At 47.8% G+C, this 14,949-nt stretch carries 12 protein-coding genes; 6 read left to right on the forward strand and 6 right to left on the reverse strand.

Annotation, left to right across the window (positions count from 1 at the left end):
* The first annotated feature begins 3 nt into the window (after positions 1-3).
* From HNR50_RS16425 to HNR50_RS16435, 3 genes are read left to right on the forward strand one after another with little or no spacing between them, the layout of a single operon-like run.
* Positions 4-1,038: an aldose epimerase family protein gene (locus HNR50_RS16425; protein ID WP_184747879.1), complete on the forward strand. Its 1,035-nt coding sequence runs from the start codon at positions 4-6 to the stop codon at positions 1,036-1,038.
* A 46-nt stretch (positions 1,039-1,084) separates the two neighbouring features.
* The gene (locus tag HNR50_RS16430; RefSeq protein WP_184747880.1) at positions 1,085-1,405 is read left to right on the forward strand and encodes a carboxymuconolactone decarboxylase family protein; all 321 of its coding nucleotides are present in this window, start codon (positions 1,085-1,087) and stop codon (positions 1,403-1,405) included.
* 41 nt (positions 1,406-1,446) lie between these two features.
* Complete coding sequence (locus HNR50_RS16435) at positions 1,447-2,526, forward strand: oxidoreductase (RefSeq protein WP_184747881.1); 1,080 nt, start codon at positions 1,447-1,449, stop codon at positions 2,524-2,526.
* A 5-nt stretch (positions 2,527-2,531) separates the two neighbouring features.
* Here the strand turns inward: HNR50_RS16435 and HNR50_RS16440 are convergent, their stop codons facing one another.
* Positions 2,532-3,461: a hypothetical protein gene (locus HNR50_RS16440; protein ID WP_184747882.1), complete on the reverse strand. Its 930-nt coding sequence runs from the start codon at positions 3,459-3,461 to the stop codon at positions 2,532-2,534.
* Complete coding sequence (locus HNR50_RS16445) at positions 3,458-5,587, reverse strand: hypothetical protein (RefSeq protein WP_184747883.1); 2,130 nt, start codon at positions 5,585-5,587, stop codon at positions 3,458-3,460. Before HNR50_RS16445 ends, HNR50_RS16440 begins: the two co-directional genes overlap by 4 nt.
* Positions 5,588-5,693: 106 nt before the next feature.
* Between HNR50_RS16445 and HNR50_RS16450 the strand changes: the two genes are divergently transcribed.
* Positions 5,694-6,614 (forward strand): ankyrin repeat domain-containing protein, encoded by a 921-nt coding sequence (locus HNR50_RS16450; RefSeq protein ID WP_184747884.1) that lies wholly within the window; start codon positions 5,694-5,696, stop codon positions 6,612-6,614.
* Between the two features lie 124 nt (positions 6,615-6,738).
* Here HNR50_RS16450 and HNR50_RS16455 read toward each other — a convergent pair whose 3' ends face one another.
* The 4 genes from HNR50_RS16455 to metG form a co-directional block, all read right to left on the reverse strand.
* Positions 6,739-8,499: a formate--tetrahydrofolate ligase gene (locus HNR50_RS16455; protein WP_184747885.1), complete on the reverse strand. Its 1,761-nt coding sequence runs from the start codon at positions 8,497-8,499 to the stop codon at positions 6,739-6,741.
* 85 nt (positions 8,500-8,584) lie between these two features.
* On the reverse strand, positions 8,585-9,409 hold the full coding sequence (locus tag HNR50_RS16460) for a substrate-binding periplasmic protein (RefSeq protein ID WP_184747886.1): 825 nt from the start codon (positions 9,407-9,409) through the stop codon (positions 8,585-8,587).
* A 102-nt stretch (positions 9,410-9,511) separates the two neighbouring features.
* Complete coding sequence (locus tag HNR50_RS16465; RefSeq protein ID WP_184747887.1) at positions 9,512-10,546, reverse strand: lipid II:glycine glycyltransferase FemX; 1,035 nt, start codon at positions 10,544-10,546, stop codon at positions 9,512-9,514.
* A gap of 5 nt (positions 10,547-10,551) precedes the next feature.
* The gene (metG, locus tag HNR50_RS16470) at positions 10,552-12,711 is read right to left on the reverse strand and encodes a methionine--tRNA ligase (RefSeq protein WP_184747888.1); all 2,160 of its coding nucleotides are present in this window, start codon (positions 12,709-12,711) and stop codon (positions 10,552-10,554) included.
* A 147-nt stretch (positions 12,712-12,858) separates the two neighbouring features.
* Here metG and hflK point away from each other — a divergent pair, with 147 nt between their 5' ends.
* Positions 12,859-13,854: an FtsH protease activity modulator HflK gene (hflK, locus tag HNR50_RS16475; protein WP_184747889.1), complete on the forward strand. Its 996-nt coding sequence runs from the start codon at positions 12,859-12,861 to the stop codon at positions 13,852-13,854.
* Positions 13,847-14,851: a protease modulator HflC gene (gene hflC / locus HNR50_RS16480; protein WP_184747890.1), complete on the forward strand. Its 1,005-nt coding sequence runs from the start codon at positions 13,847-13,849 to the stop codon at positions 14,849-14,851. The genes hflK and hflC overlap by 8 nt, the downstream gene beginning before the upstream one ends.
* Positions 14,852-14,949 lie beyond the last annotated feature (98 nt).

Consider the following 14,949-nt stretch of genomic DNA (forward strand, 5'->3'; position numbering starts at 1 on the left):
GAGATGAAAGTTGAGAATTTTGATTTTGGAACAACGAAGGAAGGAGAGAAGGTCAGCGGGATCCGGATAAATAATGAAAAAGGGCTGGAAATGGCGCTTATCAGTTACGGAGCGACACTTACCTCTCTGAAAATGACAGACAGGAAGGGTAAGCAGGAAGAATGCCTTCTGGGTTTCGGTTCGGTTTCGGATTATGAGAAGCAGGACGCCTTTATCGGCGCGACTATAGGCCGCGTTGGCAACAGAATCGGAAAGGCAGCCTATGTTCTCGATGGAAAGGAATATAAGCTGTCGGTCAACGATCAGGGATGCAATCATCTTCACGGCGGAGCGAAAGGCTATGACAAAGTCATCTGGAACATTGAAGCCCTTAAAGAGACAGACAGAACCGGCGTCCGCTGCACTTACTTGAGCCGTGACGGAGAAGAAAATTATCCCGGGAATCTGGAAGTGGAAGTGATTTACTGGCTTACGGCGGATAATGAACTGATTATGGATTATAAAGCGGTAACCGATAAGAGAACACCCGTAAATCTGACAAACCACGCCTACTGGAACCTGAGCGGCGAGCACAGGGAAACCATTCACGACCACTATCTTCAGATCGAAGCGGAAAGTTATCTTCCCGTCGACGAAGTCTCCATTCCCACAGGCGAGATACGGAAGGTTGAAGGCACTCCTTTTGATTTCCGGAAACTCAAACAGATCGGACCGGATCTGGAAAAATCACAAGGCTTTGATCATAACTTCAATCTCTCAGCAGAAAAAAAAGAGACTCCCTCCAACCGCATTTATCTGGAACACAGGGGAAGCGGCCGGGCTATGGAGATTCTGACGACTGAACCGGGAGTCCAGTTTTACAGCGGCAATTTCCTCGGAGGACTGAAACAGATGGGACTGGATACGCACTATGCCCTCTGTCTGGAAACTCAGATGTATCCCGACTCAGTCAACAGGAAGGACTTTCCTTCCATCATTCTGAATCCCGGCGAGGTTTACAGACATACGACAATCCATAAATTCTCTCATATTAAGTAGCGAAGAGCGGGGACCTGTTTCATACTGTAAGAAAAGGCAGGTCCCTATGAAAAAGAAAGAAAAGATCAAAGTAGAGAATTTCCGCTATTTCAGAGAAAAGCACAAAGAGATAGCCGAGGCATATGACCATTTCGGCCAGCTGCTTCATGAAAAAGGCGGTCCCCTCGATGAAAAAACGCGCTGGCTCATCAAAATAGCCGTTTCCGCCGCCTCGCAGTATGATTTTGCCCTTCACACTCATATTGAAAAGGCTCTGGCCGCTGGTTGCACTCCCGAGGAGATCGAGCACGCCATACTTCTCGTTGCTCCCACAGTGGGATTCCCCAAAGCTATGGGAGCCCTGATGGTTTTCCGGGAAAAGGACTGATTCTTCTGGACGGTTAAAGGCAAAACTTTTATTCTGTTCCTATGAAAAGCTTACACACACCACTTGATATTCACGGGCTGAAAATACCCAATCGAATTGTTATGGCTCCGCTTGCCACATGGTTTTCCGATGAAAGCGGAAAAGTGAATGAAAAACATCTGAAGCACTATGGAGACAGGAAAGGCCCCGGCCTGATGATAGTTGAGGCGACCACCGTATCACCTGAAGGAAGATTATCGGAAACCCAGTTGGGCCTTTTTGATGACAATCAGATCGAAGGACATAAAAAACTGGCAGCTTTGATAGAAAGCAACGGATCGGTCCCGGGAATTCAGATACACCACGCAGGCGGTAAAGCCACGGTGAAAACAAATTACGGCCTGCTCCCGCTCGTTCCCTCCCGAAAGGGTGTGAAGGAAGGAAAGGAATGCCGCGAACTGACTGTGGAGGATATTCACAGAATCCAGAGGGATTTTGCCAGAGCGGCGGAAAGAGCTGTTGAATCAGGGTATAAATACATAGAATTACACGGCGCGCACGGATATCTGGGCACCCAGTTTCTCTCTCCCCTAACCAATAAACGAACGGACGGATACGGCGGCTCCCTTTCGGGACGGCAGCGATTTATATTGGAACTGTTTTCATTGGTTGAAAAAGCGGTGAACGGACGGGCTCTTGTTTCCATCCGGCTCGGAGCTGCTGAAAAGGAAGGGCTGACTCTGGAAGAAGGAATCGATACAGCGGAAAAACTCAAAGCCATGGGTATAAAGATAGTAAACATTTCCAGCGCCCATAGCATTCCGAAACTTGATGAGCTGGATGATGACAGGTTCTCTCCCCTGTTAAATATGGGCGCCAATGTGAAAAGAGCCACAGGCCTCACCGTTATCGGAGTCGGGGGCATAAAGAAAGCCGAAGAAGCGGTATCGGCTGTAGAGACCGGATTGATTGATATGGTTGCCGTGGGCAAAGCGATTCTCTGTGATCCCCGATGGGCGGAAAGAACACTTGCCGGAAAGGGAGAAGAGATTGAGCTGTGCATCGGGTGCCGTCCCTGTAAGTGGTTTACCGAGCCGGAGAAGTGCCCCGTGAGGGTGAAGAGGGAGAAAGCTGTTCAGTGAATAGTTTAATCACTACCATAATACACTTTTAATTCCGGATAATTGACAAAATCCTGCAAGCTGTTAAGCACAGCTCTGTACTCTCCTTCGTTATCAAAGAGCCTCAGCCCATAGCAGGAATTGTTTTTCCAATATTCAACTGTCGTTGTTATATCCATAAAGATAGGGGAAGTATCCGAATTCCAGGACCCGATATCGACATATGAACCATAAAACAAATCATCAAAAGTTGAAGATGTATTCCAATTCTGGCTAATTCTTCCGATATCTACTGCTATTACGTTTCCGGGACTTTGTATCCCAATTGAAAAAAAAGCTTGAAGCACGTTTTCGACATCAACTGAAGGGAAATTAATATAAGAGTGCAGATTTACACCATCGGAACCGGCATATAATTCAGCTGGAGAAAAAATAGGTCCGCTGGCACTTTGGTAAGGATCGGTATAAGCGTCAAGAGATGCTTTATAGTATGCGATCTGAATAGAGGCTGAGTCAAATTGTCCCTCTGAAATATACGCTGAGGCATCCTTTGTCCATATACCGAAGTGATAGAGAGCCCCTATCATAAAGTCGGAAAAGATGTATTCCGATAAAAGAGCGGAACCGATGTATACTTCTTCTCCATCAGCAGGTCCAGTTGGATTCGTATCTTGCTTAACTCTTATGATTATTTCAACTGCTTCTGTCTGATTATCTGTCGCCACCGCATCATCCCAGGTTAATTGTATTGAACTAGATACTCCTAAATCGAGGGCAGTTGCAACAGCAGAAAAATTTCCTACTTTTGCAACTTCTGGATCAGCATCCCCTCCTCCCCCCTCACTATCCTCATCTATCTTGACCAGAATCGCATCGATATAAGGTGAGGCAATATCACAGGAGACGATTAATGACATAAAAACCAGAGGAAAAAGTAAAATCAGCCGCTTTTTCATTCTTCTTCCTCCCAGAGAATCATATTTCCCGCCCCGCTGATCTCCGCGGCGCGAGCCGCTTCATCTCCTCTCAAATCGAGATAGGCATATTCCAGAGCCAATGAAGGTGCGATTTTTTCCAGCTGAGCGAATTTCTGCCGGACCATTCCGTAATTCTCAAGTTCATGATGGACCCTGGCCATGCTCAAAACCACGGCTTTATTGTCCGAATCGACTGCTTCCGCCCGTTCAAAGAATGCCAGGGCTCTGAGATAGTCCTCTTTTAAATAGTAGATATTTCCCATATTAACCAGTGCCGGCAGATACTCCCGTGTTCCCAGAATATTTTTAAATTCCCTTTCAGCCATATCGAGCAAACCGTATTTCGCATAGAGAACGGCAAGCTGGTTTCTGAATTTGACCTGATCCCCCTGCTCCTGGATCCGAGCCTGAATTTTCGCCACCTGAGGATAGATTTCCCTGTTGATAAATTTCTTCAGCGAATCGGAAAATCCACTAAGAACAGTTGACTTCGGCGGCAGATCGACATTCGAGACATTCTCGCTGAATCCCACAGCCTGATATATCTGCCAGGCTTCCCGGGTGGGGTATAAAGAGGCCTGATCCCTGGAGTTATTCTCGCGCCATTCTTTCGCCCCGGTTTCCCAGGCATCGAGAAAGTCCCTCTGAACCATAGTAATCTCGAGCGGGAACCACACTTTATCCTCAGTGAGAATCAGGTTATCTGACTGAGCGAAGGACCGCCGGACGGCAACAGGACTCATTTTAAGGGCAAAGCCGATATAAATATGACCGGGAATAGTGATAAAAGCAGTTTCCACACCGGACGCTTCAAGAAGCGATGCGAAAAGGATGGATAAATCATCGCAATCTCCGCTTGTGTATGTCAGGGTCTGTAGGGGAAATTGAAGAAAATCCACAGCCCGGCTTTCTCCCGACATCTCGGAGAAGGGGGTGGCCGGATCGATTTCGTAACGGATGTTCTTGTTCTTCACCGCTTCAAAAATCACCATGGCTTTCTGGAGATTCTCATCGACGAAGCTGTTCTTCTCCTCCTGCATCCAGTTGGTAATGTTCCTGGAGAAAGTGAGAATGGCCGGGTCTTTCGCATTGACGAAGGCGGCGATTTTCTTATCATCATCCCAGGTCAGGGCATTTCTGTTGTATATCTCTATGACTGGATTATATTCCTGGCTGTAGGTTTTATTTTTCAGCGTATATTCAAGTATGATCTGAGCCGAAGCTTTATTCCCTTCCGTAATCGTCATGACATCTTCTGTAAACAATCCGTATAGGTCTATATCAATTTTTTCCTTGCTTCCCAACTGGGGAGGAGCCCCGACATCCATGGGATTGTCCATGTACCTCTCAACAAAAAAGGTGATTTTTATATCGCTGATATCCGACTTTTCATAATTGAGCAGAGAGACCGTACCGATGGGATTATTGTCATAGTATTTATAGAGAATGGGATATACCGGGTCGAGAGCAAATTCGGAAAGCTCGACTCCGTCATTTTTTTCATCCAGAAGTTGCGGCTTGGGTTTTTCCACCCGGGGAGCTCTTTCCGGATAGGTAATGTCGATAAGATTGATTTTAGTTCCGATCGAGAAGCTCAGACCGTTATAGAGGTTATTGTAGAAACCGTAACCGATTCCCGCGTGAATCGAGAGAGTATCATTAATGGAAAAACTTCCTGAAAACTCGGCGTCATAGGTAAATCCCCCGCCGTTATCAGTTGAAGTTCCCCATCCGGTTGGAAACCAGTAGTAATAACCGGCCGATGCTTCCAGAGATAGGGAAATCCTTTGAGAAACGGGAAGCCTTACTAAAGGGCCCGCTCCTATGAAAATAAGAGAAACGCCGTCAGCGACAGCCAGGGGAAGGTATAGATAACCGGTTTTCAATCCGGCATTGAAGATCTTCTTCTCCCCGAATGAATACTTCAGATCGACCTGACCGCCGAAGCCGAATTTGAACGAATCAGAGCTGGAACCCAGGGGCAGAGATCCGATGGGATTGGCGCCTAAGATCAGATGATCTTCCGCCGATAAGGACAAGGGAAAAAGAATCCCGATGAGAAACACAAGAAGCAGCCTGCCCCACTTATTTTTCGTGTGTTTCATACTGATAATTATTCCACAGTTAACAGAAAAGAACAAATTTATTGATCAAAGTAATTTAGCAAAAGTCACATTAGACGCCGCTCCCGGTTCAGTGTATAGTATGCCTATGAAACGATTGCTTATGATGGCAATGATGCTTCTTCAAATTTTCTCGTTTTATGTCCATGCCCAGTCGGACCGATGGCCCTACAATCAGGACTTCTGGAAAAATGTGACGATTGAACAATTGGAAAGGGAGCTGAAGTCCGGTGCCGATATCAACAAAGTCGATTCTCTTGGCTACACGGCTCTTTCCTACGCCGCCGGCCTGACAGAAGATATTGAAGTTATCTCCCTGCTCCTCGATAAGGAACCGGAGATTAATTTCAGAGCCGGGAACGGCTGGACCCCCCTGATGTTTGCCGTTTCCATGAACCGGAATACCGATATTGCGAGAATGCTTCTTCAAAAGGGTGCTGATGTCAACGCGGTCGATTCCAGGGGCTACTCCGTGCTTATGACGGCTGCCAGCTGGAGCATTCAGGGCGAAATCATTGATATGCTCATAGAATACGGGGCCGATGTATCACTGAGGAACAGCGATAGCGGTTTTACAGCGCTTATGTATGCTGCCGCCAGGAACAGCTACACCGGTATTACGGAAGCGCTGATAAGGGGCGGTTCCGATCCCGAGAAAAGAGACAGTACGGGACGGACAGCCATCATGCTCGCGGCGGAGCTCAATGAAAATCCGGGAGTTTTTGCCTACCTGTTCGACAGAGGCGTAAGCCGCATCAAACGGGACGGAGACGGGCGTACTCTGATTATGCTCGCCGCAGCCGGCTATAATCCGGAAAACGTGGAACTTCTGTACGAGAGCGGCGCCGATCTGAAGGCTTACGACAGTGCGAACAAGAATGTCTGGGACTATATCTCCGCCAATGAAAATATGAAGGATGCAGACATCTACTGGAAGTTCAACGATATGTATTATGAAGGTTTCTGGGAAGTCGTTCCCGAGGAAAATGATGAGGTTACAGGAGATTAAAATAAGCTGAAGCCCGGCCCTTTTCTGCTCTGAGAAGTTTTTCGCCATTAGCGATATCACCAACTGATATAAAAAAAGGGATCCCCCGAGAGGAATCCCTGAACAAGTCTTGTATTTCAGAAACTTAGAACAATCCCGTAACCTTTCCTGTATCAGGATCTATATCTATACTCATATAAGCCGGTTTGGTTCCCAGACCGGGCATGGTTCTGACATCGCCGGCCAGAGGATAGAGGAATCCCGCTCCGGCACTGAGGCGGATATCCGTGATGGGGAACGTGAATCCCTTCGGAGCGCCTTTAAGTACGGGATCGTGGGAGAGCGAGAGATGGGTTTTCGCCATACAAATAGGAAGATCTCCATAACCGAGGTCAGTGAACTGTTTGATTTTCCTGTTGGCTTCGGCGGAATATTCCACTCCGTCTGCCCCGTACATTTCTTTTGCCAGAACTTCAATTTTATCTTTGATAGATTTTTCCAGATCGTAGAGATATTTGAAATTCGAGGGCTCCTCACAGGCTTTGATGACAGCTTCGGCCAGGTCGGCCGCCCCTTCTCCCCCGTCGGCCCAGTGGTTGGCAATGACGGCATCAAAGGCTCCTGCTTCAACAGCTTTTTTCCTGACAATTTCCTGTTCGGCCGGTGTGTCTGTCGGGAATGTATTGATAGCCACGACAACAGGAATGCCGAAACGCCTGGCGTTTTTGATATGAGCCATCAGGTTGTCACAGCCTTTTTCCACCAGTTCGAGGTTTTCCTCTTTGTAAACCGGGTCAAGATCCCTGCCGGGAGTCACCTTGGGTCCGCCTCCGTGCATTTTCAGAGCGCGAACAGTTGCCACGAGAACTACCGCATCGGGTATCATACCGGAGTTGCGGCATTTAATATTGAAAAACTTCTCCATACCGATATCGGCACCGAAGCCCGATTCGGTAACAAGATAATCAACGTAGCCCGAAGCCACTTTATCGGCGATAATGGAACTGTTTCCGTGGGCGATATTGGCAAAGGGACCGGCATGTACAAAGGCGGGCTGTCCCTCGAGAGTCTGCATCAGGTTGGGCATAATGGCGTCTTTCATCAGAACGGTCATTGCGCCGGCTGTTCCGATATCTTCCGCTGTTATAGGCTCGCCTTTTTTATTGTAGGCGACGATCATCCGTCCGATTCTTTCGCGCATATCTTTCAGGTCGGAAGCGAGAGCCAGAATGGCCATGATTTCACTGGCAACGGTTATGTCGAATCCCGTTTCCCGTAGAACGCCGTCGGCTTTTTCTCCCATACCGATGATAATATTCCTGAGGGATCTGTCATTGATATCGACGACCCGTCTCCACGAAACATTATCAGGATCGATATTGAGTCTGGTCAGCCCCTGCTTCTCCAGAAAAGAATCGCTCCAGCGGCTTTCGTGATAGATGCGTGCATCTATAGCCGCAGCTGTGAGGTTGTGGGCTGCCGTTATGGCATGAAGGTCGCCGGTCAGGTGGAGGTTGAAGTCTTCCATAGGAACAACCTGACTGTATCCGCCTCCGGCCGCTCCGCCTTTGATTCCGAATGTCGGACCCATGGAAGGCTGTCTGATGGCACATGCCGCTTTTTTACCGAGATATCCCAATCCTTCAGTCAGACCGACGGTGGTTGTGGATTTTCCTTCTCCGAGCGGAGTGGGAGTGATGGCAGTAACATCGATGTACTTGGCTTTCTTTCCCGCCGGAGCGTGTTTTATCGCATCAAGCTTGACTTTTCCCTTATAGGGGCCATAGAGTATAATATCATCCTTGGCGATGCCGATCGATTCGGCAATTTCGAGAATAGGCTGAACTTCCGCTGCCTGAGCGATTTCCAGATCCGAGGGTACCGGTTTTATTTTCTTTACTGACATAGTGCCTCCTGGGTGTTTTTTCTTTTATTATGTATGATTGTATGACAAAGCTTCCAGCTTGTGAAATAAAATCATTTTATATCCATTATTCTGCTTCAGACATAATTAAGTAACGGGTCAAAATTTTATCCAGTTCGCCTGAATTATCCAATTTCTCCACTGTTTCGTTAATTATACGTCTCAATTCATCTCCATATGGATAGTTTTTTGTTATTAAAAAATGAAAATCTTCTTTTTCAACTCCGGGCATAGTTTTATAGCCTATATCAGAATCGAGAAGCTTTTCTCCTATAAGTGACATGCCCGCAGTTGTTTCGTAGCGGGCCAATACGACAGCACATCGTTTCTGCCTGAGCTGATCAAAGAGATTTCTCCCCGATTTAGCGATCCTGTTGACATCTTCATTATTCAATCCGAAATTAATATAATTATAACCGACCCTACCGTTTACGATTCCTATTTCTAAAATGTCTTCTGGTTTTTCTATATGAATTCCCATGGGAAATTGTTCTTTCAAATAAAAATAACTCGGTGTTATCTGATAAACGGCACGAGTCGAATAGAATTTTTCAAGCCTTTCAGAATTAAGAGATACGGGGAGAACCATCTGAATACTCTCGCCTTTCTCCAATTCATAGAATACTCTGGTCCAGGGGTAGTTAATGTAATCAAAATTAATATTGTATTCTTTCGCTACAATTTCCAAAATATCAATATTATATCCGGAAGGTTCGATTTTCTGATCCGGAGCGACAGGAATAAAATACTCAAAGGGCGGCCAGTTCCCATCAACTTCGTCGTCTCCAATATAGATGACTGTACCCGGAGGAATAGATGTTTCATTCTGACTAAAAAGACTTATTTTTAAGAAAAAAACCATGAAAAGAAAGAGAATGATTTCTTTTTTCATACTTTTAAGTTTAGTAAATATATAATTTTTTTCAATCTTTTATTCCGGAGTCAGCCACCAGAGAACAACTTTAGAATAGCCGATGGAAAGGCATTCAAGACATTAACGCTTTCTGAGCGTTTTGTAATAGAACTTTCTGGCGGCTTCCACAATCCGGTAAAGAGGATAAACAATCGAAGAATACCGGTAATCCCAGGCCCCGAGGCGGTGATGGATGTCTCCGCCGAATCCCCTTTTGAAACGGTACAGCCCGTGCATGGGATGCTCGGGATCATCGGCGGGCGGAATGCCGAACATATCGTAGGAATCGCAGCCCGCGGCCTTCGCCGCTTTGATAGCTTCCCACTGCAGGGCATAAGCCGGCATCAGGTTCCGCTTTTCATTGGATGACGCCCCGTAGAGATAGGTGGCGCGTTTTCCGTCGATGAGAACAATAATACCCGCGAGAAGATCGCCTTCGTGTCTGGCCAGAAAGAGACGGGATTCGGGATTACCACCTGTTCCGTCAGCCATTGAGAATACTTTTCCGTAATAATCGCGGCTGTGGATGGAAATGCGGTCCCTTTCCGATGTGGTTCTGTAGAGTTCGTACCAGGCATCAAGATCGGATTCCGTTCCGGTTTCCACAACGACGCCCTTTTTTCCGGCCAGTTTGATGTTATAGCGGGTTTTCTTATGCATAGCTGCCAGCAAGTCATTTTCCGATTGATTCAGATTGATGATGACTGTATCAGGGGGCTGGATATCCATCGGGGCTTTGGAGATACCTTTGAAATTCAGGGGTTCGGGCAATGAGTCCTCACCGGTCTCTCCCCATAAGAAGTCATAGCGTACAAAAAATGTCCCCAGGGGAACGAACTCCAGGAGATCGCGGGAGAGTTTGTGAATAAAATATTCCCTCTCCTCCGGATCGACCTCCACGGAGGGACCATGGGGGACATAAGCGAGAGACAGAGTCCCTTTAAAGGTTCTGACCAGCACGAGAAGGGGATAGGACTCCCCTTTCCATGTCAGTTTAAGCGGAACGGACTTCCATCCCGTTTTTTCCCTCAGCCCGGCCCAGTAGCCCGACTGAAGGAAATTGGAATGGCCGTTCAGGTAGACCGGCGATACCTCTTCGAGTTTAAGGTCGCTCAAAGGGGTCAGCCTACTTCGCCGTTTTTGACTTTGGCGGTTTTCAGTTCCTGACCGTTAACAGTCAGAGCTGTCCCGCCTGTTTTGACTATGAAATCTTCTGTTCTCAGAGGGATTTCGAAGAACCGGCTCGCTTTCAGTTTTGTGTATTCGCGCTTTTCTCTTTTGTCATCAGCCAGAACGACGGGGGTTCCCGGCGCGGCATCTTCGATGAAAATAACTTCCACATTCTCATCTTTGTCCTCGGCGGCGAGAATCATACCCATGCTCTTGATACCCCGAAGCTTCGTGGGTTTGAGATTAGCCACGACAACGAGATTCTTTCCGAGGAGCTCTTCCTCTTTGTAATGGGGAACCAGACCGGAAACGATGGTTCTCGGTTCGTCTTCGCCGCAGTCGATCTTCTCGACATAGAGTTTTTCCGCTTCGGGATGTCTTTCGATCTCGACGATTTTTCCGACGACAAGCTGTATCTCTTTATTGAACTGGGCTTCCACACTTTCGTCAGCGGCAGCCGCTCTTTCGTCCTGGGTACCGGCAAAGCGCTCGCGCAATTCATCGATTCTCTTCTCTTCCAGTTTGGTGAAGAGGATTTCCGGTTTGTTGATTCCCGTAATTCCTTCGATCTTTGCCAGACTGCTCCACGAGAGATCGGCTCCTTCCAGGAACGAAACGATCTTTTCCGATGTTTCGGGTATATAGGGATGGGTCAGGATCGCAAGGTCCCGGACCAGATATATGAGGCTTTTCAGGAGAGACGCTGCCGCAGCGGGATCCTCCGTTCTGGTTCTCCAGGGCTCGCCGGCCTGGAAGGCTCTGTTGCCCATGGATGAGAGCATAAAGATCTCTCTGAAGGCATCGCGCAGTTCCGCCCGGTCCAGTTTCGCTGAGATAAGCTCCTCTTTCTCTTTGACTTCTTTCCAGAAATCGGCATCCACTTCCGCTTCGGGAACCTGCCCGTCGAAGAACCGGTTGGCGAATGTGAGCGTTCTGTTGACCAGATTGGCCAGGTTGCCGATCAGTTCGGAATTGACCTTCTCTTCAAAATCCTTCCAGAGGAACTGGGTATCGGACTTCTCCGGTCTGTTGTAGAAGATGTAAAAGCGCCAGACGTCGGCGGGGATGCCCGTTTCCTGACAGTCGTTTCCGAAAACGCCGACTCCCTTGCTCTTGGAGAATTTGGCGTTTTCATAATTCAGGTATTCGGAACTTGACATGTGATGAAGCATTGTCCAGGGCTCTCCCGATCCCAGAAGAGTCGACGGGAATATTACCGTATGGAAGGGGATGTTGTCCTTACCGATAAACTGGAACAGTTCCACCTCTTCGGGGTTCTGCCACCAGTCCTTCCATTGATCTGTCAGATTGGCGGTTATGGAGATGTAGCCTATGGGCGCGTCAAACCAGACATAGAAAACCTTGTCTTCGAATCCCTCTTTCGGCACGGGGATTCCCCATTTCAGGTCTCTGGTGATACATCTCTCTTTCAGGCCGTCGCGGATCCAGCTCTTAGTCATCTGAACGGCGTTTCTCGCCCAGAATCCCTGTTCCGACGCTTCGTCCATCCAGCTCTCAAGCTTGGGCAGGATAGCGGGAAGATCGATAAAAAGATGCTTTGTGCTCCTGACCTCCGGCTTGCTTCCACAGACACCGCATTTGGGATTTTCCAGCTCCACCGGTTCGAGGAGTTTTCCGCAATCCTCGCACTGGTCGCCGCGGGCGTTTTCCGAACCGCAGTGGGGGCATGTTCCGTGAACGTAACGGTCCGCCAGGAATCGGTCGCAGCTGTTGCAGAATAGCTGTTCCAGAGTCTGTTCGCGGATGTAGCCGGCATCGTCTATGGCCTTGAATAAACCCTGAACAATCTCTGTCTGCTTATCCGTAGATGTTCTTCCGAAGTGATCGAAATCGATGTTGAACCACTTATAGATATCGCGGTGGATAACATGGAATTTATCGCAGAGCTCCCGGGGGGAAACCCCTTCGGACAGAGCTTTCGTTTCCGTCGCCGTACCGTATTCATCGGTACCGCAGACATACATGGTTTCATATCCGTACTGACGGCAGTATCGGGCAAACACATCGGCTGAAAGGACCTGAATCAGGTTGCCGAGGTGGGGAATATTATTAACATAGGGCAGTGCTGAAGTGACTAATCTCTTTTTCATAGCTTCACATGATATTTTGCCCCTGTTCTTATGTCAATAGAAGGGATATCTAAACAATCAATTCATAATCTTCTCAGAAGTCGGGTTATCCTTGACTGAGTACTCATACAATGTTTACTTTTATAACAACGTTATAAAGGAGGGTACATGTCAGAACAGAATGTGACCCCGGGCAGAAGCCCCTTTAAAAAGCCTCCCAAGCCATCCTCGATACTCGGTATCATTGCATTGGTTATTGTGGGAATGTTCCTCTTGACCAGTTTCTATATCGTCGATGAGACAGAGCAGGCTGTCGTGCTCCGATTGGGCCGTCTGCAGAAAATCACCGAGCCGGGATTAAACTGGAAAATCCCGCTGGGAATCGACCGCGTCTACAAAGTTCCGACCAAAGTCGTACAGACAATGCAGTTCGGTTTCCGCACCGCCCAGCCGGGCATCACGACAATTTACTCCAGAGACGATTACGAAGATGAATCGTTGATGCTGACCGGTGACCTGAATATCGTCACTGTCACATGGATCATTCAGTACAGAATCACAGATCCTGCGCTATGGCTCTTCAAGGTCCAGGAAAAGGACAAGACCATCAGGGACATCTCCCAGTCGGTTATGAACGAACTGGTCGGCGACAGAGCCATCCTCGATGTTATCGGTGACGAAAGAACCAGTATCGAAATCAAAAGCCAGGAAATGATGAATACCATCCTCGACGAATACGACCTGGGCATCAACATCGTTACGGTCAAACTTCAAAACACCCTGCCTCCCGAAGGGCCTGTACAGGATGCCTTTGAAGACGTCAACAAAGCCATTCAGGATATGGAAAGGCTGATCAGTGAAGGAAAACAGGCATACAATGCCGAGATTCCCAAAGCTTCCGGTCAGGCCGATCAGATCATCCAGCAGGCTAAAGGTTACGCTTCGGGACGCGTTAACAGAGCGAACGGAAACGTCGCCCGTTTCAATTCGGTACTGGAAGAGTACAGAAAGAACCCTTCCGTAACAAGAAACCGCATCTATTACGAAATGATGGAGGAAGTTCTGACTTCCGGAAGCAAAGTCGAACTTATTGATAAAAACCTGGACAATTTCCTACCGCTGAAAAATCTTCAGCCGACACAGACAGGAGGAACCAATGAATAAGATGCTTAAAACACTCATCCCCCTGCTGATTTTAGTCGTCATTTTCTTCGCAGCCGGACCGCTTTACATTGTAAACGAAGGGGAGCAGGCTGTCATAACCCGGCTGGGGCGGATCGACAGAGTCGTTACCGAAGCGGGACTGAAAATCAAATGGCCGCTTATCGAAAGCCGGACAAGATACTCCAAGAAGATTCTTTCCTGGGACGGCGCTCCGCAGAAAATTCAGACAGCGGAAAACCAGTACATCTGGGTGGATACCACCGCAAGATGGAAAATCTCCGATGCGACAGAGTTTTATAAATCGATCAATAACATGAGCCAGGCTTATTCCAAGCTCGACGATGTTATCGACTCCGCTGTGAGAACGATCATAGCCCGGAACTCCCTTTCCGAAGCGGTAAGGAATTCTGATATCATCATCGAGCTCCAGGCCAAGTCCCAGGCGAAAACAGCTGAAGACAAAGCCGTACAGGAAGCTTCCGGCGAAGTTCTGACCGATGTCCTGCTGGAACTGCCCGAAAGCAATACGGACTTTGAGAAGATCAATATGGGACGCCGTCAGCTCTCGCAGCAGATGCTTTCCAACGCGGCAAAGGATACGAACAACCTCGGAATCGAACTGATAGACGTCGTCATCCGGCAGATCCGCTATTCAGATGAAATGACTCAGTCGGTTTACGACAGAATGATCAAGGACAGAAACCAGATCGCCCAGTTCTACCGCTCCTACGGAGAGGGAAAGAAGCTGGATCTCATGGGTCAGCTGGACAATGAAAAAGAGGTCATCCTTTCCCAGGCTTATGCTGAGGCGGAAGGAATCAAAGGTGAAGCTGATGCTCTCGCGGCAAGGATCTATAACGATTCCTATGGACAGGATCCAGAATTCTATGAATTCTGGAAGGCTATGGAATCGTACAGAAAGACTCTTCCCGGTATGAGCAAAACTCTTTCCACGGATATGCAGTACTTCAACAATTTTTACAGATCGGACAACTGAAACATATAATTCAGCTTCGAGGCCGGGTCCTTCTTTGGATCCGGCTTTTTTTTCCCTTTTCAAATCCCGAGTTTTTTGCGATCATAGGAAACTGGTAT

This window comes from Spirochaeta isovalerica (assembly GCF_014207565.1).
GTDB classification, from domain to species: Bacteria; Spirochaetota; Spirochaetia; order DSM-2461; family DSM-2461; genus Spirochaeta_F; species Spirochaeta_F isovalerica.

What these genes read in the sequence shown, in the direction of transcription:
- metG (WP_184747888.1), bottom strand. Translation starts at nt 12,711, where the DNA reads ATGAAAAAGAGATTAGTCACTTCAGCACTGCCCTATGTTAATAATATT.
- HNR50_RS16450 (WP_184747884.1), top strand. Translation starts at nt 5,694, where the DNA reads ATGAAACGATTGCTTATGATGGCAATGATGCTTCTTCAAATTTTCTCG.
- HNR50_RS16435 (WP_184747881.1), top strand. Translation starts at nt 1,447, where the DNA reads ATGAAAAGCTTACACACACCACTTGATATTCACGGGCTGAAAATACCC.
- HNR50_RS16445 (WP_184747883.1), bottom strand. Translation starts at nt 5,587, where the DNA reads ATGAAACACACGAAAAATAAGTGGGGCAGGCTGCTTCTTGTGTTTCTC.
- HNR50_RS16425 (WP_184747879.1), top strand. Translation starts at nt 4, where the DNA reads ATGAAAGTTGAGAATTTTGATTTTGGAACAACGAAGGAAGGAGAGAAG.
- HNR50_RS16430 (WP_184747880.1), top strand. Translation starts at nt 1,085, where the DNA reads ATGAAAAAGAAAGAAAAGATCAAAGTAGAGAATTTCCGCTATTTCAGA.
- HNR50_RS16455 (WP_184747885.1), bottom strand. Translation starts at nt 8,499, where the DNA reads ATGTCAGTAAAGAAAATAAAACCGGTACCCTCGGATCTGGAAATCGCT.
- HNR50_RS16460 (WP_184747886.1), bottom strand. Translation starts at nt 9,409, where the DNA reads ATGAAAAAAGAAATCATTCTCTTTCTTTTCATGGTTTTTTTCTTAAAA.
- HNR50_RS16440 (WP_184747882.1), bottom strand. Translation starts at nt 3,461, where the DNA reads ATGAAAAAGCGGCTGATTTTACTTTTTCCTCTGGTTTTTATGTCATTA.
- hflK (WP_184747889.1), top strand. Translation starts at nt 12,859, where the DNA reads ATGTCAGAACAGAATGTGACCCCGGGCAGAAGCCCCTTTAAAAAGCCT.
- hflC (WP_184747890.1), top strand. Translation starts at nt 13,847, where the DNA reads ATGAATAAGATGCTTAAAACACTCATCCCCCTGCTGATTTTAGTCGTC.